Here is a 21,938-nt window from a genome sequence, read left to right on the forward strand (position 1 = left end):
CATGCGGATGTTCAGCGTCTGAAACCCTCGCTCGCCCGCATCAGGTTCTTTGTATAGTCGGCGTGGATATTGCCGGTGACGAGATCGCCAGCCTGCAATTGTTCGACCACTTCGCCATTGCGCATCACCGCGAGGCGGTCGCACATATGGGTGACGACACCGAGATCGTGGCTCACCATGACGAAAGTCAGGTTACGGTCGCGGCGAACCTGTTCCAGCAGGTTGAGCACTTCCGCCTGCACCGATGCATCAAGCGCCGATGTTGGTTCGTCGAGGAGCAGAATGCTCGGTTCGACAATCAGCGCGCGGGCAATGGCGATGCGCTGGCGCTGGCCGCCCGACAGCTGGTGCGGATAGCGGAAACGGAAGCCTGAACCGAGCCCCACTTCATCCAGTGCGCGCACGATGCGCTGTTCGGCATCGCTGACGCCGTGAATGGCGAGCGGCTCCAGCAGGAGCCGATCCACAGTCTGACGCGGGTGCAGGGAACCGTAGGGGTCCTGAAACACCATCTGCACATTGCGATAGAAAGCCTTGTCACGGGGCGTTTTGAGGGGCTTGCCGTCGATACGGATTTCTCCGTTTTCAACCGGCGCAAGGCCTGCGACTGCACGCAGAAGCGTGGACTTGCCCGAACCGGATTCACCGACGAGCCCGTAGGATTCGCCGCGCGCCACATTGATGGTGACGGATTTCAACGCATGGAAATGGTCGAAATAGACGTCAACATCATCAACGCTGAGTGCGGGCGCTTGTGCCTGAACTTGAGCTTGCGTCATGCCTTCCAAGCCTCCTCACGCTGCAAGGTTGGCAGAGGATGGCGGTCGGCTCCGATTTTCGGCATGCAGTTCAGCAATCCTTGCGTATAGGGATGTTTCGCATTGGCGAGATCCTTGGCCGCGATTTCTTCGACGATACGGCCCGCATACATCACGATGACGCGGTCGCAGAAGGACGAAACGAGGCGCAGGTCATGGCTGACGAAGATCAGCCCCATGCCGCGTTCGGCCACCAGCTTGTCGAGAATGCCGAGCACTTCGAGCTGTACCGTCACGTCGAGCGCCGAGGTCGGCTCGTCGGCGATCAGCAGTTCCGGTTCCGCCACCAGCATCATGGCGATCATCACGCGCTGGCCCATACCGCCCGAAACCTCGTGCGGATAGAGTTTCATCACACGTTCCGGATCGCGAATCTGCACCGCTTCCAGCATGGCTGCCGAGCGCGTGCGGATCTCCGCGCTGCTATATTTGCCATGCGCTTTCAGCGTTTCGGCAATCTGCTTGCCGATGGTCATCACAGGATTGAGCGAATATTTCGGGTCCTGCAACACCATGGCAATGCGACCGCCACGCAAAGCGCGACGTTCGCGGGCCGAAATGTTGAGAAGATCAATGCCGTCGAAGTTAAGCGTCTTGGCCGTGATCTGCGCGTGGAGCGGCGTTAGCCCCATGATCGCGCGACCGGTCTGGGATTTGCCCGAACCGGATTCGCCGACGATGCCGAGGCGTTCGCGGCCCAGCTCGAAGCTGACACCGCGCACCGCTTCAATCGCGCCTGTGCGGGTAGGGAAGGTGACGCGCAGGTCTTCAACCGTGAGAAGTGGCTTCATTGGTTGTTACCCCGCGGATCAAGCGCATCGCGCAGGCCATCGCCCAGAAGATTGAAGCCGAGGCTGACGATCAGGATCGCAATACCCGGCATGGCGGCAACCCACCATTGGTCAAGAATAAAACGACGACCCGATGCAATCATCGCACCCCATTCCGGCAGAGGCGGCTGCGCGCCGAGGCCAAGGAAGCCAAGGCCCGCTGCCGTCAGAATGATGCCCGCCATATCGAGCGTTACGCGGACGATTAGCGACGAGGTGCAAAGCGGCATGATGTGACGCACGACGATACGGATCGGCGAGGCGCCCATCAGGCGGACTGCCGAAATATAGTCGGAGTTGCGCACGGTCAGTGTTTCGGCACGCGCAATACGCGCATAAGGCGGCCAAGAGGTGATCGCGATGGCGATGATGGCGTTCTCGATGCCCGGTCCAAGAGCTGCCACGAAGGCGAGCGCCAGAATGAGCTTCGGGAAAGCGAGGAAGATGTCAGTGATGCGCATCAAAACGGCATCGACCCACCCGCCTGCATAGCCAGCTACTGTACCGACCAGAAGGCCGATCGGGGCTGCGATGATGGCAACCAGCAGCACGACATAGAGCGTGAGGCGGGAGCCATAGATCAGACGCGAGAGAATATCACGGCCCTGATCGTCAGTGCCAAGCAGATAGCCGGGCGAGCCGGGCGGCAGCAGGCGTGCATTGGCCAGATCGCCGATAACCGGCGAATGCGGTGCCAACACATCGGCCAGAGCTGCAACAACCAGCAGTCCGATGATGATCAATAGGCCAAGAACAGCCAGTTTGTTGGCGGTGAACCGCCGCCAGACCATATAGGCGCGACCGAGGCGGGCCTGCGTGCGCGACTGCGGCCGCTCGGTGAGCAGCCATTCGCGCCATGAGAGGTTGGAAGTATCTGTCATTTGGCTCATCGTGCGCGCGTCCTTGGATCGAGAAGCCGATAGAGAAGATCAGACACGAGGTTGAGCGCGATAAAGACCGACCCGATAACGATGGTGCCACCGAGGACGGCGTTCATATCAGCGTTTTGTAGTGAATTCGTGATGTAGAGTCCGAGACCAGGCCACGAGAAGATGGTTTCGGTTAGAACCGAGCCTTCCAGAAGTCCGGCATAGGAAAGGGCAATCACGGTTACGAGTGGGACAGCGGCGTTGCGCAGCGCGTGACCCCAGATGATGCGGGTTTCCGAAATGCCCTTGGCGCGCGCCGCGACGATATATTCCTGATCAAGCTCGTTGAGCATGAAGGAACGCGTCATGCGGCTGATATAGGCCAGCGAGAAATATCCAAGCAGTGCCGATGGCAGGATTAGGTGGGAAACAATATCCTTGAGGGCTGGCCAGTCGCGCTGGAGGATTGCGTCGATCAGGTAGAACCCGGTGATCGGGGTAAACGTATATTCGAATGTGATGTCGATGCGTCCGGGACCAGAGGTCCAGCCGAGACGGGCGTAGAAGACCAACAGCGCCAGCATGCCGAGCCAGAAGATCGGAACAGAATAGCCGACAAGGCCGACCACACGCACGATCTGGTCGATGATGCTGCCACGTTTAACGGCTGCAAGCACGCCGAGCGGAATGCCGAACAGGGCGCCGATGATCGTGCCGATGGTCGCCAGTTCCATGGTGGCGGGAAAGACGCGGCGAATGTCGGTCATGACCGGATTGGTCGTGAGCACCGAAGTGCCGAAATCGCCGTGCAGCACGCCCTTCACGTAAAGATAGAACTGCTGGTAATAGGGCAGGTTGAAGCCCATCTCTTCGCGCACGCGGGCGACGACATGCGCGGGTGCGCGGTCACCGACGATGGCAAGCACAGGGTCGATCGGCACTACACGACCGATAAAGAACGTTACGGCCAGAAGGCCTAGATAGGTCGTGACGACGATGACCAGAAAGCTGGCTATCGACGCGGCAAGGGCCGATGAACGCCGCGGCGCTCGCCTTACCTTTTTCTTGGTTTCAGTATTACTCAATGTTTTGACCGCTTCCGATAATGAGAGCGTCAGAACAGTTTCGGTCTGAGGCCTCAGTCATCTTTGCTTGAAAAGCTCTGGAGCGGCTTTCCTTTTTGATTCAGAAAACCGCTCCATCTCCTTGTTTTAAAGCCACTTAGGCACATTCATGCGCCAAGGCACGGCCGATTATTCCTTGGTGATGTTCACCAGTGGATTGGAGTCGAATGTCGGGCCGAGCTTGTAGCCCTTCACATTGCCGGCGATACCCGCAGTTTCGATCTGCTGGAACAGCATGACGAACGGGCTCTGATCGAGCGCTTCCTGCTGAAGCTTCTTGTAGACCTCGGCGCGCTTGTCGTTATCGCGTTCCAGAAGAGCAGCCTGCGTCTGCTTGGTCAGTTCAGGAATGTCCCAGGCGTTGCGCCATGCAAGCGTCTTGTTGGATGCATCGTCCTTGTTGTCGGGATTGCTGGTGAAGGCTTCAGCGTTGGAATTCGGATCCCAATAGTCCATGCCCCACTGGCCGATATACATGTCGTGGTTACGCGCACGATACTTGGTCAGCGTCTGCTTGCCGTCGCCGGGGATGATCTCGATCTTCACGCCAGCCTGAGCAGCGCTCTGCTGGAAGGATTCGGCAATGCCGGTTACTGGCTGCGTGTTGCGCACGTCGAAGGTCACGGAAAGACCGTCTTTCAGACCTGCCTTGGCGAGAAGTTCCTTCGCCTTTGCAACGTCGTATTTGTATGGCGAAGCGTCGAGAGCGCCAAGAACGCCCTTGGCCTGATAGGTCTGGCGGATTTCGCCGATGCCCTTGATGAGGGTCGAACCGATTGCGTCGTAATCAACCAGATATTTGAACGCTTCACGAACTTCCGGCTTGGCCAGATTCGCGTTCTTCTGGTTAAGGCTGATGTAATAGACCGTGCCCTTGGGCGCGCTGGTCGTGGTCAGCTTGTCATTCTTCTGAACGGCTTCGTAGTCGCCCGGTTCCAGATTGCGCGCAACGTCGACATCACCAGATTCAAGCATCAGGCGCTGTGTCGCACTTTCCTTGACGTGACGATAGAACACGCGCTTCAGCTTGGCTTTTTCGCCATAATAATTGTCGTTGCGTTCCAGAATAACGACTTCGTTGGCGCGCCATTCGCGGATCGAGAACGGGCCGGAGCCTGCCGACTTGGTTTTCAGCCAAGCGTTGGCATAGTCGGTTTCGTATTTGTAATCGTCGGTCGGCGTGACCTTTACGGCATGTTCTTCGAGAAGCTTCTTGTCGACCACTGCGGCGACGGTAGCGGTCAGGCAGTTCAGCACGAAGCTCGGTGCGTATGGCTTGTCGACGGTGAAGACGAAAGTATTGTCGTCTACCGCTTTTGCCTTTTCGTTGACGTTGTCTTTCGTCAGGCCAAACTGGGTCAGGATGAAGGCCGGGCTCTTGTCGAGGCGCACAGCGCGCTCAAACGAATAGGCGACGTCAGCGGAGGTGATCGGGTTGCCCGAAGCGAACTTGATGTCCTTCTTCAGCTTGAACGTGTAGGTGAGGCCGTCGTCCGAAACGGTCCAGCTTTCAGCCACGCCCGGCACGACTTTCGACGTGTCATTGATGTCGAGGCGAACGAGCATGTCATAAGAGTTACCGATGAATTCAGCCGGGCTGAGTTCGAAGGATTCTGCCGGGTCGAGCGTGATGGTGTCATCGATCGCCCATGCCTGGACGAGCGTGTCGGCAGGCGTTGCCGACAGGGCTGGGTTCGCAGCCAAAACGGCGGCAAGCGCTGCGCCGGCGGCCAAAATACGAAAACGTCCAAAATGCATCATGTTATGTGTTCCCTTCCTGTATTTTTGTTGGGATTTTGTTGGATTGTATTTGTGTCTCAGGCTTCGTGCCATGCCTGCTTCAGGACTCTGATCCAGTTGCCCCGGCAAAGCTTTGCCAGTTCCTCGTCGTTGTATCCGGCCTTCTGCAAGGCCGTGACGAGGTTCTGGGTTCCGGCGGCATCGGAAATTTCTGCTGGAATGGTCGCGCCGTCATAGTCAGAGCCGAGCGCCACGCAGTCGATCCCCATGCGCTCGACCATGTAATCGATATGGCGCACCATATCGGACATTGGCGTGTTGGCATCTTCCTTGCCATCGGCGCGCAGCATGGTGGTCGCGTAGTTCAAGCCTGCGAGGCCCTTGCTCTCGCGGATAGCGTCCATCTGCTTGTCCGTCAGATTGCGGGCGACGGGCGTCAAGGTATGGGCATTGGAGTGGCTGGCGATCAGAGGCTGGTCGCTGAGGCCAGCAACGTCCCAGAAGCCCTTCTGGGTGATGTGAGCGAGATCGATCAGAATGCCCTTGCGATTGCACGCCTTGACGAGACGCTTGCCCGCTTCGGTAAGGCCAGGGCCAGTGTCGGGGCTCATCGGATATGAGAAGGGGACGCCGTGACCGAAAATATTGTTGCGGCTCCACACAGGGCCGAGAGAACGCAAGCCAACGGCGTAGAAAAGCTCCAGTGCGTCGAGGTCGGCGTCGATTGCCTCGCAGCCTTCCATGTGAAGGACTGCGGCAAAGGTGTCGCTGTTCAGCGCTGCATCGAGTTCGCGGCCATTACGGCACAGCTTCCACGCGCCAGCCTCTTCAAGGCGGAGCGCGATGGCTGCAATTTCCACGGCGATGTCGAGGGAAGGACTACGCTGAAGCGGCGGCGAAAGCGGCGTGTCGTAGTGGCCGTTGGCGTCCGGCTTGCCAAGCTCGATATGGTGACCGGATGGCACGTAAATGGCGCAAATACCACCGGCGAGACCGCCTTTGCGGGAGCGCGGCGCATCGATATGGCCGGTTGGCGTTCCGTCGATGAATTCCCGAATGGGATCGTCGCCGTTTCTGGAATTCTCCCAGAGCCTCAGAAGGACATCATTATGCCCATCGAAAACGCGCTGCATGCTTTCTTCCTGGCTGAGTGACAAAGCTTTGCTTTAGCACTCTATAAAATAAATTCATGTGACGGGAAGAATTTGTATCGGCCTTATTGCATAAAATTTAAACAAAAATGCCACGCGCCTAATCCCCAATCGTACTTCCCTATAAGATAGGAGACGTAGTGGGAGTCAATAGATGAGGGTGCGCTCAAACCTGTCTGAAAGCAAAGAAACTGGTGCAAAAAGAAAGGGCTACGGTTGAACCGCAGCCCTTGTGCAAAAATGGAATTGCCTTATGCAAAAACGGTATAAGGCCCGCTACGCTTAGAAGCGATAGTTCAGACCGGCCTTGATGGCGTGGTTCTTGAGGTTATTGCGTTGCGAAACGCCATTGACTTCAGACTTCACATCACCAAAGCGCTGGAAGTCATATTCAGCCTTTACGGACAGCGGGCCGGTCAGGGCCTGTTCGACGCCCGCGCCAACCAGCGCGCCGCCTTCCCAACCCGGGCCAGACGTGGTGTTGTCCTTCGCCTTGAAGCGGGTCACACCGTAACCGGCTGTGCCGTAAACAAGCGTCTTGTCGAAGGCGTAACCGGCCTTGATCTTGGCATTGGTATTCCAGGACTGCTGGAGGCTGCCGCCATGGCCGATACGGTGCTCGGCTTCTGCGAAATTGGCTTCGACTTCACCGCCAACAACAAAATTGCCGCTCTGGATGTTTTTACCGGCTACAACGCCACCGAGCACGCCAGCGCGGTTCGTGAACGGGCCTGGGATCTTCGACGAAGATGCACCGACCTGTGCGCCGACATAATTGCCGGACCAGTCGTGCGGGCCTGTGGCAACCGGTTCGTTGTAGGAATAGTCGTTCGAGCCCATCATATCGGCGGCGAATGCCGGGGCTGCGATGGCGAAGATGCCGGCGCTGAGCGCCACTGCGGTAAAGGTACGCTTCAACATTTTGTACTCCGTTTTTCCATCCGGAACGCTGATGGAAAATATGCAAGATCTGTTCGACAAAAGACGGTGACTGCCGCCTTCGGTTGGTTCCCGTGTGACGGTGGTCTTCTGTTGGGTGATTGTGACTAAATTTAAGAAAATTCGAGCGAATTCCACCCGTCGCACAGCCATTCTTCGCGCTATGCTTAACAAGTGGTAACGATCTGCGGCTGGCCCGTTTCAGGCGAGCGCTACATCAAGTTCATTTTACGGAAGCTGATGCATTTTTGTTTGCCGACGATGATGTGGTCATGCACGATGATTTTCAAAGGCTTGGCGGCCGCTATCAGCGCGTGCGTCATGTCGATGTCGGGTCGAGACGGCGACGGATCGCCTGAAGGGTGATTGTGCACGAGAATAATTCCCGCCGCAGCAAGCTCCATCGCGCGGTGAAACACCTCTCTTACATAGACCGGCGTATGGTCGATCGTGCCTTTTTGCTGGACCTCGTCGGCAATGAGTCGGTTTTTCCTGTCGAGAAACAGAATGCGGAACTGCTCACGCGTCTCATGGGCCATGGCCGCCATGCAGTAATCCATCACCTTTTCCCAGATGCTGAAAACTTCGCGCTTCATAACCTTGCTGCGCGCACTGCGTTTGTGAACGGCTTCGATGATCTTGAGGTCACGTGCCACAGAGGGACCCGCGCCGGGCACTTCGGCGATCAGTAATTCGGAGGCACCCAGCACTTCGGCAAGCGTGCCGAAGCGGGCCAGCAGCGCTTTTGCGACAGGTTTGGTATCTGCACGTGGGATCACGCGAAAGAGCAGCAGTTCAAGCAACTCATAATCGGCCAGCGCATCGGGCGCAGTCTGGAAACGTTGCTTCAGACGATCCCGGTGGCCGACATGGTGTGGCTGCTTGGCGATCTTCGGCGACAACTGAAGTGTGTCGCTAAAACCGGGGATGTCATAGCTCCCCGGTTTGCCGTTTTTCTTGGTCATTCTGTTTAAACCCCCGCAAAAACAGATGAGACTATATTTTCAGTACTACCGCATCGATGCCGGGCCAAACACATTGGCCGGAGACAGTGTGAATATTTCGCAGCCGTCCTTGGTCACGCCGACGGTATGTTCATATTGGGCAGTCAAGGAGCGATCGCGCGTCACGGCAGTCCAGCCATCGGCCAGCACTTTCACATGCGGCTTGCCGAGATTGATCATCGGCTCGATCGTGAAGATCATGCCTTCCTTGATTTCCACGCCTTCGTTTGGTGTGCCGTAATGGAGAATATTCGGCGCATCATGGAAAAGCTGGCCGACGCCATGGCCGCAGAAATCGCGCACCACGGAGCAGCGCTCACCTTCGGCGAAGGTCTGGATTGCCGCGCCGATAGCGCCCGTCTTTACGCCCGGCTTGACGACGGCAATACCGCGCAGCAGGCTTTCATAGGTCACTTCGAGCAGGCGTTCGGCTGCGCGCTTGATCTCGCCCACAGCATACATGCGGCTGGAATCACCATGCCAGCCGTCGAGCAAATAGGTCACGTCGATATTGACGATATCGCCTTCGCGCAGCGGCTTGTCGTTTGGAATGCCGTGGCAGACAACATGGTTGATCGATGTGCAGGTCGACTTGGTATAACCGCGATAGTTGAGGGTTGCCGGAAAGGCGCCATGATCCATGCCGAATTCGAAGACGAAGCGGTCGATCTCGTTCGTGGTCACGCCGGGCTTCACGATGTCGTTCAGCGCGTCCAGGCAGCGTGCGGTCAGATTGCAGACCTTACGCATCGCCTCGAAGGCATCCGGGCCATAGAGTCTGATCTGGCCGGTATATTTCATGGGGGCGCTTGTCGCTTCGATATAAGTAACCATCACTCGATCCGTCTTTGTCTATTCAATTGGCACCAGCTCGGTGGCGACAATGCTTTTATCCGTTATGTGGCATCGAACGGCCCATGCCTCAACCCCGGATGCAACAGCGCGCTCAAAAGCGCGTGCATAGACAGGGTCGAGATCGCCGGAAATGCTGAATTTGCTGCAATCACTTCGCTGGATAATAAACAACATCACACCACGATGACCAGCGGCAACACTGTCGGTCAGCTCATTGAGATGTTTTGTCCCGCGTGCGGTCACCGTATCGGGAAATTCAGCCAGGCCGGGTGTGCGGATGAAGTGCACATTTTTCACTTCCACATAGGCGCGGGGCAGGGCGCCTTCGTCGAGCAGAATGTCGACGCGGGAATTCTGCCCGTATTTCTGTTCGCGCTTGAGACTGGCATAACCGCTGAGGCTCGGAATGAGACCGGACACAATTGCTTCCTCGGCAATCTTGTTCGGCAGGCCGGTATTGACGCCGACCAGCGTGCCGTCAGCCTCAACGATCTGCAATGTGTGCGCATATTTGCGGTGAGGTGCATCGGAAACGCTAAGCCATGCGCGGGAACCGGGCGTCGTGAGGCCCAGCATCGAGCCGGTATTGGGCACCGCGGCCGTAATGAAGCGGCCATCATCGAGCGTTACGTCTGCGAGAAATCTCTTATAGCGGCGTTCAAGCCTGCCGGAGACGAGGGGTGTTTGGAATAACATAAAGCTTCTGAACAGTTTGGACGGGATGGCGAGATGTTTGTCCGCCTAAAGCCACAAAAAGTCAAAAGCACTATCGGGCGATCATGATGCTGATTCTAGAAAAGCGCCTTGATGACGTCTGCCCAGCTCAGATCCGCACCAAGCGCCATCGCTGCGGCGACAAAGCCTGCACCGAGAAAGGTGAGAGTGGTTCGGGTTTCGCTGGTCATCATATCTTTCCCCATCAAATCGGTCGTTTGAAGTTGTGAGGAATGTCGCGGGGGAATGAGCCCGGAATGTGATGCGATGATGGCTATTCCGGGCATTTTGCGGGCAATTTGCAGATAAGGTAAACGACGGTGTTTAGACCTGCGTCTGCTCCCAGTTGAACACCAGCTCCTCGCGGAAGGCGAAGCGGACGATGTGATTCACAACCACATCCTGCAAGCGGTCGAGATTTTCGGCTGCGGTTTTCACCGTCACGGTGAGTTTTTCCGAATCGCCATCCAGAATCACCAGACGGTCTTCGCCGAGATCGATCTGGCCGTGTTCAGGTGTGAATTCGACGGCAAATTTATGCGCCCAGTGTTTGCAGAGCTGCTGGAGGTAGCGGCTGGCATGGGCGGTGGGAACGATGGCTGTAGCTTGCGACATGAGCAGTATTTCCCTTTAATTGCGAAATGGGTGCAGATGCGCGTAGCAATATACCGGCAGAACGACCAGTATTGTTTCCATCAATTTTTTGGGAAAAGAAAAACCAGCAAGTGGTACGCCCAAGGGGAATCGAACCCCTGTCTGCGCCGTGAAAGGGCGCTGTCCTAACCGCTAGACGATGGGCGCCTGCTGGTGTGGGGCGCTTATAGTCAGGAAAATTCAGACATGCAAGCCCCTTTTTCAGCATCTGTGAAATAAATTCAGATGGCGCAAAACGACGCGCGAAATCACGCGCTCTAAGAGCTAATGGCTTGATATGTCTGGGAAAAGAAAAACCAGCAAGTGGTACGCCCAAGGGGAATCGAACCCCTGTCTGCGCCGTGAAAGGGCGCTGTCCTAACCGCTAGACGATGGGCGCCTGTTGCTGGTGTGAGTGGGCTTATATTCAGGAAGGTACTGACTCGCAAGCCCTTAAAATCAGTTTTCTGAAAAAAGTCGCAGAAGCGTCCATTTAACGGGGTGATGCCTGTGGATTTGTTGGCTATGGCCTTGAAATAGATGGCAAAAAGAAAGGCTGGCTCCAACGGGGCCAGCCTGATTATTGCTGAGAATCGTGCTGCTGATCTTCAGATCAGCCCTTGCATTTCCAGTTCCAGTCGCGCTCCGGCCCGATATCCACATGGATCGATGTCGTATGGCAATAAGTGCCGACGCCACCACGTCCCGGCATGGAACGGGCGTAGCGGGCCATTTCCCACTTGGAAACGCCATCAATCTGAATATCGGCTGCGGCGCAGATCATATGCAGCGATTTGCGCGCGCCATTGACCTTGCGATTATAAGACGGGCTGCGATAGCCGGACGTCACCATGACCGGGCGGCGGAAATGCCGCTCCATGGTCTTCAGCATGGAAACGAGCTGCGGCTTGAGGCAGGCCACATCGACGGTCTGGCGCTGCACCTTCAGGCCGTTCGGCGCGAGGCGGGCGAGGCCGGGTGCCGAAGCAAGCGTGACATTGGGCGAATCGTCATATTCGTTCGCGTCGATGTCGGTGTCGTCATAAAGGCTGTTGCGATGCTTGATCTCGATGCCGCCATTCGCGCGCACGCCCGGCAATGTGTAATTGTAATCGTGCTTTGCAGCAGGTGAGACAGGCTTCGCCATCGCCAGCTTCTTGTTTTCCGTGCGGTCAGCGCGCGAGCCTGCCGATTCGTCGGAGAAGAGCCGCGAGATGCTGCCCTGGGAGGCAGTGGGGCGCTGCGGTGTGGCGTAAGCATTGGCATTCTTCGGCGTGCCGAAAAGCGAAGCAACCTGCACCGGCTTTTCCGGTTGGGCTGGTTTGGCGGCTTCCTGTGGCTGCGCCTTCGTGTCTGCAGCGGCTGCCGATTCCGTTTCGGCTTCTTGATGCTTTGCTTCGGCGTTTTCGCCCTTCGGCTTTTCGGCGGTGGCCGTTGCCGTTGTCGCCGCTGGCTCTGTCGCTTCGGCAGGTTTCGATTCGCTGGTGTCTTTTCCACCGAACAAGCCGAAGAGCGAATTGCTCTTCTTTTCCGGCGCAGCTGCCGCCACTTGTGTGGGGTGCGTTTCGCTTGCCGTATTTTCCGCAGTCGCGGTTACGGCGGCATTTTTCGCATTCTCTTTGGCAGGCGCGGTAGCGGTTGCAGGGTGCTGTGCCGTTGTAGCAGCTGCGACCTGCTTTGCATCGCCGGGTTTTTCTTCGGTCTTTGTCTCTGGGGTCTTGGCTTCAGCGCCAGATTCGGCGGCGACAGTCTGATCGGCTGCGCTTTGCAGCGTTTCTGTCAGCATCGAGCCATTGGTATTGGCTGTCATTTGCAGCGGCTTGCCGTCAGGACCGGTCCCCGTAGACGTGCAGGACGACAATAGAAGCGCGAGCAGTGCTACGCTGCCTGAAAGTCGTCGGCCGGTTGTCCGGTGCGCAGAAGGTACAAATTTCAATAGTCCGCTCCAGCTCGATTTCCCTGACCAGCTTGGCGAACCGGACAAGTCCGAGCCCACCTGGTTTCGGGAGATCGGCTCTCCCGTGCGGGTTGAACCAATCACAGAATGTGATTTCTCCCGCAGTCCCCTAATAAAAGCCTTGCATAAGCCTTGGGAAACAAACTCCATTATATCAATGCGTTGAAGTGGCCTCTGCAGTTTTGCGGCAAACCAATTTTAGCATTGTGCAAATCACCCGATCTACAATTGTTGCCAATTTTTAAGTTTTTTATGCTGTGAAGGCAACTATCGAAGTGCATTTTGTACGACAGGCACCCCGCATTATTCCAGAAGATTGAGGATTAATCCTTTAGTAACGAAATATTACTTTGTGTAATCTTTCGAAGGGTGCGGCGCTGCCAAGCCGAAATAAGCGGTGTCGGCAAGTCAAATGTCGGAATTGGACCAATCGCTTGTTGACATGGTGCATCGACTTGGTGCTATCCCTTCGGAAGTATATTCTGTCGCGACTTATGCGGCAGCCTCAACGGCAAAACCGGGATCAGACATATGACCAAGAGCACGCGGCAGATCGCCCATCTCATGCTGGCAGTAACAGCCGCAGCGATGCTCACTGCCTGTGCCGGTGGCAAGGAATTTCAGGGTGTCCCGCAGGAAGGCGCATTGCGCACCGGCGTCTACCCGACATTCGGCCATATGCCGAAGGCTGCGACCGACCAGATCACGCCGGAAGAAAAGCAGCAGATGACTGCGAAACTCGATTCCGATCGCACGCGTCTCGCGGCGTCGAAAACCACTGGCGGCGGCTTTACCCCCGCACAGGCTGCGGCCTTGCGCAAGCAGGCGCAGGATGAATCGGATGCTACCCTGAAGCAGATCGAATCCGGCGAAGAATAAGCCCTTCACAGACACGGAAGGCCACGTCTCAAACGGCGCGGCAAGAAGTCTCGACCCGATTCGATATCAGGTGTATAGCTCCTCCTACGGCGCAATGACGCGTCCCATTGTTAACTCTCCTTTTGGAACAGGATCATGTCGGAAGAATTCCATAAAGTCCGTCGCTTGCCCCCTTATGTCTTTGAACAGGTCAATCGCCTGAAGGCATCGGCGCGAGCGGGCGGGGCCGACATTATCGATCTTGGTATGGGCAATCCCGATCTGCCGACGCCACAGAATATCGTCGACAAGCTGTGCGAGGCCGTTCAGGACCCGCGCGCGCATCGTTATTCCTCGTCGAAAGGCATTCCGGGGCTGCGCCGTGCGCAGGCTCAGTATTATGCACGCCGTTTTGGCGTGAAGCTCAACCCGGACACGCAGGTCGTGGCCACGCTTGGTTCCAAGGAAGGCTTCGCCAATATGGCGCAGGCCATCACGGCGCCGGGCGACGTGGTGCTTTGCCCGGACCCGACCTATCCGATCCATTCGTTCGGCTTCATCATGTCGGGCGGTGTCATCCGTTCGATTCAGGCCAAGCCGGATGACAGCTTCATTCCGGCTCTGGAACGCGGCGTAAAGCACTCGATCCCGAAGCCGATTGCGCTGATCCTCAACTTCCCGTCCAATCCGACGGCTTATGTCGCAACGCTCGACTTCTATAAGGACGTCGTGGCCTTTGCGCGCAAGCATGACATCGTCATCCTGTCGGATCTGGCCTATTCGGAAATCTATTTCGACGGCAACCCGCCGCCGTCCGTGCTGGAAGTCCCGGGCGCAATGGATGTGGCCGTCGAGTTCACCTCCATGTCCAAGACGTTCTCCATGCCCGGCTGGCGCATGGGCTTTGCGGTTGGCAATGAACGCCTGATTGCAGCTCTGACGCGGGTTAAGTCCTACCTCGACTACGGCGCATTCACGCCGATCCAGGTGGCGGCAACGGCAGCGCTCAACGGCGACGGTTCCGACATTGCTTATGTCCGCGATGTGTACAAGCAGCGCCGCGACGTGCTGGTCGAAAGCTTCGGCCGTGCAGGCTGGGATGTTCCGCCGCCGGCAGCAACGATGTTTGCCTGGGTTCCGATTCCGGAACGCTTCCGCCCCATGGGCTCGCTGGAATTCTCCAAGCTTCTGGTGGAAATGGCCGATGTGGCCGTTGCTCCGGGCATTGGCTTTGGTGAACATGGCGATGAGTATGTGCGTATCGCTCTGGTCGAAAACGAACATCGCATTCGTCAGGCCGCACGCAACATCAAGCGTTTCCTCTCCACCAAGGATGAGAACTTGCACAATGTGATCCCGCTGGAAGGCCGCCGCTAAGCGCCATTCCAGGTTTTTCCTTTCTGGCCGTGCCAAGCGTGCGGCCAGAACTCCCACCTACCGAAAATCCACTACATCCAGACAATCAGAGTCAGAAGGTCGATATAATGAGTGATGCATTGCGGATCGGCGTTGCGGGCCTTGGCACCGTTGGCGCTTCAGTGTTGCGTATCCTGCGTGACAAGTCCGAAATGCTCACGCGCCAATGCGGTAAACCGGTGACTATTACCGCCGTCAGCGCCCGTGATCGCTCGCGCGACCGTGGCGTTGACCTCAATGGCATCGACTGGTTCGATGATCCGGTCGAGCTGGCGAAGTCGGCTGATATCGACGTTTATGTCGAGCTTATCGGCGGTGATGATGGTCCTGCCAAAGCTTCCGTAGAGGCGGCTTTGCGTGCCGGTCGTCATGTCGTGACCGCCAACAAGGCGCTTCTTGCGCGCCACGGCGTCGCCTTGGCAAAGATCGCCGAAGACAAGGGCGTTCTGCTCAACTTCGAAGCGGCGGTTGCCGGTGGCATTCCGGTCATCAAGGCGATGCGCGAGTCGCTGACCGGCAATACGGTTTCGCGCGTCTATGGCATCATGAACGGCACCTGCAACTACATCCTGACCCGGATGTGGGAAGAGGGCATTTCGTTCGAGGCATGCCTCAAGGATGCGCAGCGTCTTGGTTATGCCGAAGCCGATCCGACTTTCGATATTGAAGGCAACGATACTGCGCACAAGCTTGCGCTGCTGACCAGCCTTGCCTTCGGCACGCAGATTGCTGCCGACGATATCTATCTGGAAGGCATCAGCAATATTTCTTTGGCCGATATTCGCGCCGCCGATGAACTGGGCTACCGCATCAAGCTTCTGGGCGTTGCGCAGAAGACCGATACGGGTATTGAACAGCGCGTGCATCCGACCATGGTTCCAACCTCATCGGTCATTGCGCAGGTGCACGGCGTCACAAACGCCGTAGCCATCGAGACCGATCTGCTGGGCGAACTGCTGCTGTCGGGACCGGGCGCTGGCGGCAATGCGACGGCATCTGCCGTCATCGGCGATATTGCCGATATTGCCAAGAGCCGTCCGGGCTTCCAGCATGGCCCGGTATTCGGCACGCCTGCTAAGGCGCTCCAGCCTTATAAGCGCGCCAAGATGCGTAAGCATGCAGGCGGTTATTTCATTCGTCTGACGGTTCTCGACCGCATCGGCGCTTTCGCCGGTATCGCCAAGCGCATGGCCGAGAACGACATCTCGCTTGAGTCGATCGTGCAGCGCCCGCCTATGGGCGACACGCAGCAGGAAGGCATCAAGACTGTCATCCTCGTCACGCATGAGACAACGGAAGCAGCCGTCAAGAAGGCGCTGGAAGCTATCCTCAAGGACGACCATCTGGTGGATAAGCCGCAGATGATCCGCATTGAGCGCGCCGGCTGAATCGCGAGTCGCTTTCCGCAACCTGTCGTGGTTATTCCGGGGCAGGTTGCACCATGATGTCGGGCATGCCAGTTCACGTCCGGCCATGGCATGAAACGAAGCGTGTAGTTCTTAAATCGATTAAGCATTTGAGCGCACATAGTTTTTAGCTTTCGGGCTCTTGCAGGGTGCCGGGGACTTTGACAAAAGGTTCGCATAATGCCGCTATAAACGCGGCATGGCGCCCTTTGCGGCGCATCAACGCAATTCGAATTCAGGACTTTGTTCAAATGGCCAAAACCGCAGAGCAGCACCCCCACGGACTGGATCGCATTCTCACACTGGAACTGGTCCGTGTAGCCGAACGCGCAGCAGTGGCAGCAGCGCGGCTGCGGGGACGCGGCGATGAAATGGCTGCCGATCAGGCCGCCGTTGACGCCATGCGTCAGGAACTGAACCGTCTGCCGATTGCTGGCACGGTTGTGATCGGCGAAGGCGAACGCGATGAAGCGCCGATGCTCTACATCGGTGAAGAAGTCGGCACCAAGCAGGGACCGGACGTCGATATCGCACTCGACCCGCTGGAAGGCACGACGATCTGCGCAAAGAACCTGCCGAACTCGCTGGCCGTCATCGCCATCGCCGAGAAGGGCAACCTGCTTTACGCGCCTGACGTCTATATGGAAAAGATCGCCGTTGGCCCGGGTTACCCGAAGGGCGTTGTCGATCTCGACGCCAGCCCGACGGAAAACATCAACTCCATCGCCAAGGCGAAGGGTGTGAAGCCGAACGAAATCACGGCTTGCATCATGGACCGTCCGCGTCACGCACGTCTGATCGAAGAAGTGCGCGCAACCGGCGCTGCAATTCGCCTGATCGGCGACGGCGACGTTGCAGGCGTGATGCACACGACCAATCCGGATGAAACCGGCATCGACATCTACATCGGCATCGGCGGCGCACCGGAAGGTGTTCTGGCTGCAGCAGCTCTGCGCTGCATCGGTGGTCAGATGCAGGGGCGTCTCCAGCTGAACACGGACGAGAAGATCGCCCGCGCTCTCAAGATGGGCATTACGGACCCGAAGAAGGTCTACACGATGGAAGAAATGGCCAAGGGCGACGTGCTCTTTGCCGCCACGGGCGTGACCGACGGCAACATGCTTTCCGGCGTGAAGTTTGCTCGCGATTACATCCAGACGCATACCATCGTGATGCGCTCCAGCTCGCAGACCGTGCGCGAGATCAAGGCTCGCCATCAGGATCTGTCGAAGTTCTAGAGCATTTCCAGCAAAAGTGCGTAGCGGTTTTGCGTAGGATAATGCGTAAAAACAAACAGATAGAGCGGTTCCACGATTCCGTTTCAACTGGAACCGCTCTAGTTTTCTGGCGTCGAACTTGACGACGAAGCAAACAAATCCCGGAGAGCCCCGCGCTTTCCGGGATTTCTGTTTATGGAGCCTTGCTCCGCTGCTTTGGCCAAAGATTTGTCATTTTGATCGCGACTGTATTCAATCACCTTTGATGAAAAAATGGAGCGGGCATGACTGAAACGCCAAACAAGCTACGGATCGCGGTACTCTTTGGCGGACGTTCCGCCGAGCACGAAGTGTCGGTTCTTTCAGCAACGAATGTCATGAACGCATTGGATCCGGCCAAATACGAAGCCATTCCAATCTATGTCACCCATGAGGGGCAATGGCTGCTGACGAGCTTTGCGGGCGGCAAGCTGGAACGGCCCGAACAAGGCACTGAGGTGTCATTGCTGCCTGGCGGCAAGGGACGTGCTGTTGCGCTGCCCGAAAACGGTTTACCTTACGAACTGGCGCGGATCGACATTGTGTTTCCGGTTTTGCACGGCCTCCATGGCGAGGATGGCAGCATACAGGGGCTGACCGAAGTGGCGTGTGTGCCGATGGCGGGTTGCGGCATTTGTGGTTCGGCGAATGCGCTCGACAAGGATATTGCGAAGCGCCTGCTGACCGAAGCAGGCATTCCCGTGGCGCGTGCCATGACGATTACGCGCGAGACGGTTCCATCCTTCGACGCGATGACCGAAGCGCTTGGCCTGCCGGTGTTCATCAAGCCTGCGCGGCAGGGTTCGTCGGTTGGTGTCAGTAAGGTGCTGACAGAAGCCGATTATGAGAAAGCGCTTGCGGAAGGCTTCCGGCACGATGCCAAGCTTCTGGCGGAAGAGTTTATTCAGGGCCGCGAGATTGAATGTGCGGTACTGGAGGACGAGAATCACGGCCTGTTCGTATCGCGAACCGGCGAAATCGTGCCCGCGCAAAGCCACGGCTTTTATAGCTATGACGCCAAATATATCGACGAAGATGGCGCAGCGCTGAAAGTCCCGGCAGACTTGCCGGTGCAAATCGAGACTGAAATTCAGGCGGTTGCAGCGCGGGCCTTTCGGGCGCTTGGTTGTGACAGTATGGCGCGTGTCGATTTCTTCGTGACGCCGGATATGCGGTATCTGCTCAATGAGCTGAATACCATTCCGGGCTTCACCAATATCAGCATGTATTCGAAAGTCATGGCAGTGAGTGGCGTCAGCTATCCAGAAGTCATCGACCGGCTCGTGGCGCATGGCATGGCCCGTGCGGCGCGTGACAATTAAGATGAGGCGCGGCTGATAAATTGCGGGCGGCATTGCAAATATGCCGCCTTTTGTGTCTTTAAGAGCTTATGACGACAGATCGCCTTTTCCTTGGAATAAAACAATCTGCAACCGGCCAGAAATGGGTGGATCGGCTCGGCCTGCGCGAAGCGAACACAGCGCTTGCCATCGCCCAGCATCATGGCATTTCCGATCTGGTGGCGCGGGTGTTGGCGGGACGAGGCGTAACAGTAGAAGGCGCGCCGGAATTTGTTGATCCGACGCTGCGCAATCTCATGCCCGATCCGTCGACGCTGACCGATATGGAAAAGGCGGCAAGCCGTATTGCCGATGCTATCGAGCGCCGGGAAACTGTGGCGATCTTCGGCGATTATGACGTCGACGGTGCATGTTCTTCTGCGCTGATGGCGCGTTTTCTAAAACATTATGGCATTCAGCATTCGATCTACATTCCGGACCGGATTTTTGAGGGGTACGGCCCCAATCCCGATGCCATGCGCGAGCTGGTTTCCAAGGGCGCGAGCCTGATCGTCACCGTCGACTGCGGCACGAACAGCGCTCCGTCGATCACTGCGGCCAAACAGGCCGGAGCGGATGTTGTCGTGCTTGACCACCATCAGGTTGGCGGCGATCTGCCGGAAGATGCGGTGGCCATCGTCAACCCCAACCGCGAAGACGATCTTTCGCAACAGGGCCATCTTTGCGCTGCGGGCGTCGTGTTTCTGACATTGGTGCAGGTCACCAAGATCTTGCGCGAACGGGGCAAGGGCGCAGCACCGGACCTGCTTTCGCTGCTTGATCTTGTCGCGCTCGCAACCGTCTGCGATGTGGTGCCGCTTCAAGGCGTCAATCGCGCTTTCGTCGTCAAGGGTTTGCTGGTTGCGCGTGCGCAGAGCAATGCCGGACTGGCAGCGCTTGCGCGGGTGTCGCGCATCGGCGAACCGATCAATGTCTTCCATCTTGGCTATCTCATCGGCCCGCGCATCAATGCGGGCGGTCGTATCGGCGATGCCGGGCTGGGTGCGCGGCTGTTGACGCTCGACGATCCATCGATGGCAGACCGTATCGCCGTCGAACTCGATCGGCTCAATCAGGAACGACAGGCGATGGAAGCGGAAATGCTTCTGGAAGCGGAAGCGGAAGCATCGCTCGAGATTTCAGGCGGTGAGGGCGCTTCGGTGATCGTGACGGCCAGCGAACGCTGGCATCCGGGCATCGTCGGCTTGCTGGCTTCGCGCTTGAAGGAAAAGGCGCGTCGACCCGCTTTCGCCATTGCCTTTAACGCTAATGGCGTCGGCTCCGGTTCGGGGCGCTCGATCAGCGGCCTTGACCTCGGCAAAGTGGTGCGCGGTGCTGTGGAGCGCGGGTTGCTCGTCAAGGGCGGCGGTCATGCCATGGCGGCGGGTATCACCATCGAACGCTCCAAGCTCGGCGCGCTGAGAGCCTATCTTGAAGATGAATCGGCGCATGTGGTTGCGCGCCTGCGCGAAAACCAGAGCCTCTCGATAGACGGTGCGCTGGCTGCTTCAGGTGCAACCGTTTCGCTTTATGAAGCCTTGCAGAAAGCCGGACCTTACGGTTCCGCCCATCCACAACCGACCCTGGCTCTGCCGCATCATGTGCTGGCCGATGTGCGCGGTGTCGGTCGCGACCATGTGCGTGTTGCCTTGCGCGGCGCGGACGGCAAGCGGGTCAATGCCATCGCGTTTCGCGTGGCAGAGGGCGATCTCGGGCGCTTCCTGTTCAACAATATCGGGCAGAGCGTTCATGTCGTCGGCAACCTGTCGCTCAATCATTGGAACGGTTCGGTCTCGCCCCAGATCCAGATTCTGGATGCAGCAAAGCCGGTTTGAACCGCATTTGAAATTTCTCGATTTTTTGCGTTCACGCCCTTGTGAAGAACAGGGGGCAATTCCCATATGAGCAATGATTTAAACATTCAGTCATGTCTCTAAATGGGAGTAAACAATGCCGGGTTTCGGAAACCGCCTGACAAAACTGACCGCTGCGATGGTCCTGGGCCTGATCGCCTCATTCGCCGCTGTCGATTTCGCCGAGGCTCGCCGTGCAGGCGGAGGCGGTTTTGGCAGCCGTGGCGCGCGTACCTATCAAGCGCCAGCGCCGACGCGTACCGCACCGAATAATGCAGCTCCGATTGAACGTTCGATGACGCCGAATACTGGCGCAACGCAGACGACCCGTCCTGCCGCCGCTGGCGCGCAGAATGCGGCTCCGGCGCGTGCAGGCGGCATGTTTGGCAACTTTGGTCGCTCCATGCTGGGTGGCCTACTGGTTGGCGGTCTGATCGGCATGATGCTCGGTAACGGCCTTGGTGGTCTGGCTGGCATGTTCGGCCTTCTGTTGCAGGTGGGCGTGATCGCGCTGATCGCAATGTTCGTCATGCGCATGTTCGCCAATCGCCGTCAGGGTGCAACGGCAACGGCAGGCGCTGGCAATGCAAATGCGCAGCCTTTCGGTTCGGCGCAGCCGTTTGGCACTGCAAAGGATGCTGCGCCGCAGCAGGCTGGTAACTTTGGCGGCCGCACGCCTTCGGTTAATCCATTCGGCGCAAACGCCAAGCAGGCAGAAGCGCCGGTTGCCCCGGCGGTTGAAGAAGAGCCGATGGATGTCGGACAGGAAGAGCTTGATCGTTTCGAGCAGATGCTTTCGGAAGTCCAGAGTGCCTATGGCGGCGAAGATTATGCTGCACTGCGCAAGCTGACCACGCCGGAAGCCATGTCCTACCTCGCTGAAGAACTGGGCGAAATCGCTTCCAGCGGTATGCGCAACGAAGTGAAGGACGTAAAGCTGCTTCAGGGCGATGTTTCGGAAGCCTGGCGTGAAGGCAATGTCGAATATGCAACCGTGGCGATCCGCTACTCTGCAATCGACGTCATGCTTGATCGCAACACCGGGGCAGTTGTCGAAGGGAACGCGAACGAGCCCGTCGAAAGCACAGAAATCTGGACCTTTACCCGTGTCGATGGCGGCGATTGGTTGCTCGCTGCAATTCAGGGAACGGAATAAACATTCCAATCAACAAAAA

The 21,938-nt window shown here is 57.5% G+C and carries 19 protein-coding genes and 2 tRNA genes; 7 read left to right on the forward strand and 14 right to left on the reverse strand.

The window, feature by feature from the left end:
• Positions 1-11 precede the first annotated feature (11 nt).
• From FHW00_RS06195 to FHW00_RS06260, 14 genes are all read right to left on the reverse strand, one after another.
• The gene (locus FHW00_RS06195) at positions 12-779 is read right to left on the reverse strand and encodes an ABC transporter ATP-binding protein (RefSeq protein ID WP_078339419.1); all 768 of its coding nucleotides are present in this window, start codon (positions 777-779) and stop codon (positions 12-14) included.
• Positions 776-1,609, reverse strand: a complete 834-nt coding sequence (locus FHW00_RS06200; RefSeq protein WP_078339294.1) for an ABC transporter ATP-binding protein — start codon at positions 1,607-1,609, stop codon at positions 776-778. The genes FHW00_RS06195 and FHW00_RS06200 overlap by 4 nt, the downstream gene beginning before the upstream one ends.
• A complete protein-coding gene (locus FHW00_RS06205; protein WP_078339293.1) occupies positions 1,606-2,538 on the reverse strand; it encodes an ABC transporter permease in 933 nt (310 codons plus the stop codon). The genes FHW00_RS06200 and FHW00_RS06205 overlap by 4 nt, the downstream gene beginning before the upstream one ends.
• Positions 2,535-3,602, reverse strand: a complete 1,068-nt coding sequence (locus tag FHW00_RS06210; protein ID WP_078339292.1) for an ABC transporter permease — start codon at positions 3,600-3,602, stop codon at positions 2,535-2,537. Before FHW00_RS06210 ends, FHW00_RS06205 begins: the two co-directional genes overlap by 4 nt.
• A gap of 168 nt (positions 3,603-3,770) precedes the next feature.
• The gene (locus FHW00_RS06215) at positions 3,771-5,402 is read right to left on the reverse strand and encodes an ABC transporter substrate-binding protein (protein WP_078339291.1); all 1,632 of its coding nucleotides are present in this window, start codon (positions 5,400-5,402) and stop codon (positions 3,771-3,773) included.
• Positions 5,403-5,458: 56 nt separating this feature from the next.
• Positions 5,459-6,514 carry a dipeptidase gene (locus FHW00_RS06220; RefSeq protein WP_078339290.1) on the reverse strand — a complete coding sequence of 352 codons (1,056 nt, stop codon included), beginning with the start codon at positions 6,512-6,514 and terminating at the stop codon, positions 5,459-5,461.
• Positions 6,515-6,814: 300 nt separating this feature from the next.
• On the reverse strand, positions 6,815-7,453 hold the full coding sequence (locus FHW00_RS06225; RefSeq protein ID WP_078339289.1) for an outer membrane protein: 639 nt from the start codon (positions 7,451-7,453) through the stop codon (positions 6,815-6,817).
• 230 nt (positions 7,454-7,683) lie between these two features.
• Positions 7,684-8,436, reverse strand: coding sequence for a RadC family protein (gene radC, locus FHW00_RS06230; protein WP_078339288.1), 753 nt, complete (start codon positions 8,434-8,436; stop codon positions 7,684-7,686).
• A 45-nt stretch (positions 8,437-8,481) separates the two neighbouring features.
• A complete protein-coding gene (gene map, locus FHW00_RS06235) occupies positions 8,482-9,309 on the reverse strand; it encodes a type I methionyl aminopeptidase (RefSeq protein WP_078339287.1) in 828 nt (275 codons plus the stop codon).
• Positions 9,310-9,327: 18 nt separating this feature from the next.
• Complete coding sequence (gene sfsA, locus FHW00_RS06240; RefSeq protein WP_078339286.1) at positions 9,328-10,026, reverse strand: DNA/RNA nuclease SfsA; 699 nt, start codon at positions 10,024-10,026, stop codon at positions 9,328-9,330.
• A gap of 342 nt (positions 10,027-10,368) precedes the next feature.
• On the reverse strand, positions 10,369-10,659 hold the full coding sequence (locus FHW00_RS06245) for a DUF2218 domain-containing protein (protein WP_078339285.1): 291 nt from the start codon (positions 10,657-10,659) through the stop codon (positions 10,369-10,371).
• 111 nt (positions 10,660-10,770) lie between these two features.
• Positions 10,771-10,845, reverse strand: a tRNA-Glu gene (locus FHW00_RS06250).
• Between the two features lie 157 nt (positions 10,846-11,002).
• Positions 11,003-11,077: transfer RNA gene (locus FHW00_RS06255), tRNA-Glu, on the reverse strand.
• 213 nt (positions 11,078-11,290) lie between these two features.
• Positions 11,291-12,613, reverse strand: a complete 1,323-nt coding sequence (locus tag FHW00_RS06260; protein ID WP_078339284.1) for a YcbK family protein — start codon at positions 12,611-12,613, stop codon at positions 11,291-11,293.
• 552 nt (positions 12,614-13,165) lie between these two features.
• On the opposite strand from FHW00_RS06260, the gene FHW00_RS06265 reads away from it, so the two are divergent.
• From FHW00_RS06265 to FHW00_RS06295, 7 genes are all read left to right on the forward strand, one after another.
• The gene (locus FHW00_RS06265; RefSeq protein ID WP_078339283.1) at positions 13,166-13,513 is read left to right on the forward strand and encodes a hypothetical protein; all 348 of its coding nucleotides are present in this window, start codon (positions 13,166-13,168) and stop codon (positions 13,511-13,513) included.
• Between the two features lie 135 nt (positions 13,514-13,648).
• Entirely contained in the window at positions 13,649-14,869 is a 1,221-nt protein-coding gene (locus FHW00_RS06270) for an LL-diaminopimelate aminotransferase (RefSeq protein ID WP_078339282.1), read from the forward strand.
• Positions 14,870-14,976: 107 nt separating this feature from the next.
• Positions 14,977-16,296: a homoserine dehydrogenase gene (locus FHW00_RS06275; protein ID WP_078339281.1), complete on the forward strand. Its 1,320-nt coding sequence runs from the start codon at positions 14,977-14,979 to the stop codon at positions 16,294-16,296.
• A gap of 269 nt (positions 16,297-16,565) precedes the next feature.
• A complete protein-coding gene (gene glpX, locus FHW00_RS06280; protein WP_078339280.1) occupies positions 16,566-17,552 on the forward strand; it encodes a class II fructose-bisphosphatase in 987 nt (328 codons plus the stop codon).
• Positions 17,553-17,815: 263 nt separating this feature from the next.
• Entirely contained in the window at positions 17,816-18,892 is a 1,077-nt protein-coding gene (locus FHW00_RS06285) for a D-alanine--D-alanine ligase family protein (RefSeq protein WP_078339279.1), read from the forward strand.
• 68 nt (positions 18,893-18,960) lie between these two features.
• Positions 18,961-20,745, forward strand: a complete 1,785-nt coding sequence (gene recJ, locus FHW00_RS06290) for a single-stranded-DNA-specific exonuclease RecJ (protein ID WP_078339278.1) — start codon at positions 18,961-18,963, stop codon at positions 20,743-20,745.
• 115 nt (positions 20,746-20,860) lie between these two features.
• Complete coding sequence (locus FHW00_RS06295) at positions 20,861-21,919, forward strand: Tim44 domain-containing protein (protein WP_078339277.1); 1,059 nt, start codon at positions 20,861-20,863, stop codon at positions 21,917-21,919.
• Positions 21,920-21,938 lie beyond the last annotated feature (19 nt).

The sequence above is a fragment of the Ochrobactrum sp. P6BSIII genome (assembly GCF_014138065.1).
GTDB lineage: Bacteria > Pseudomonadota > Alphaproteobacteria > Rhizobiales > Rhizobiaceae > Brucella.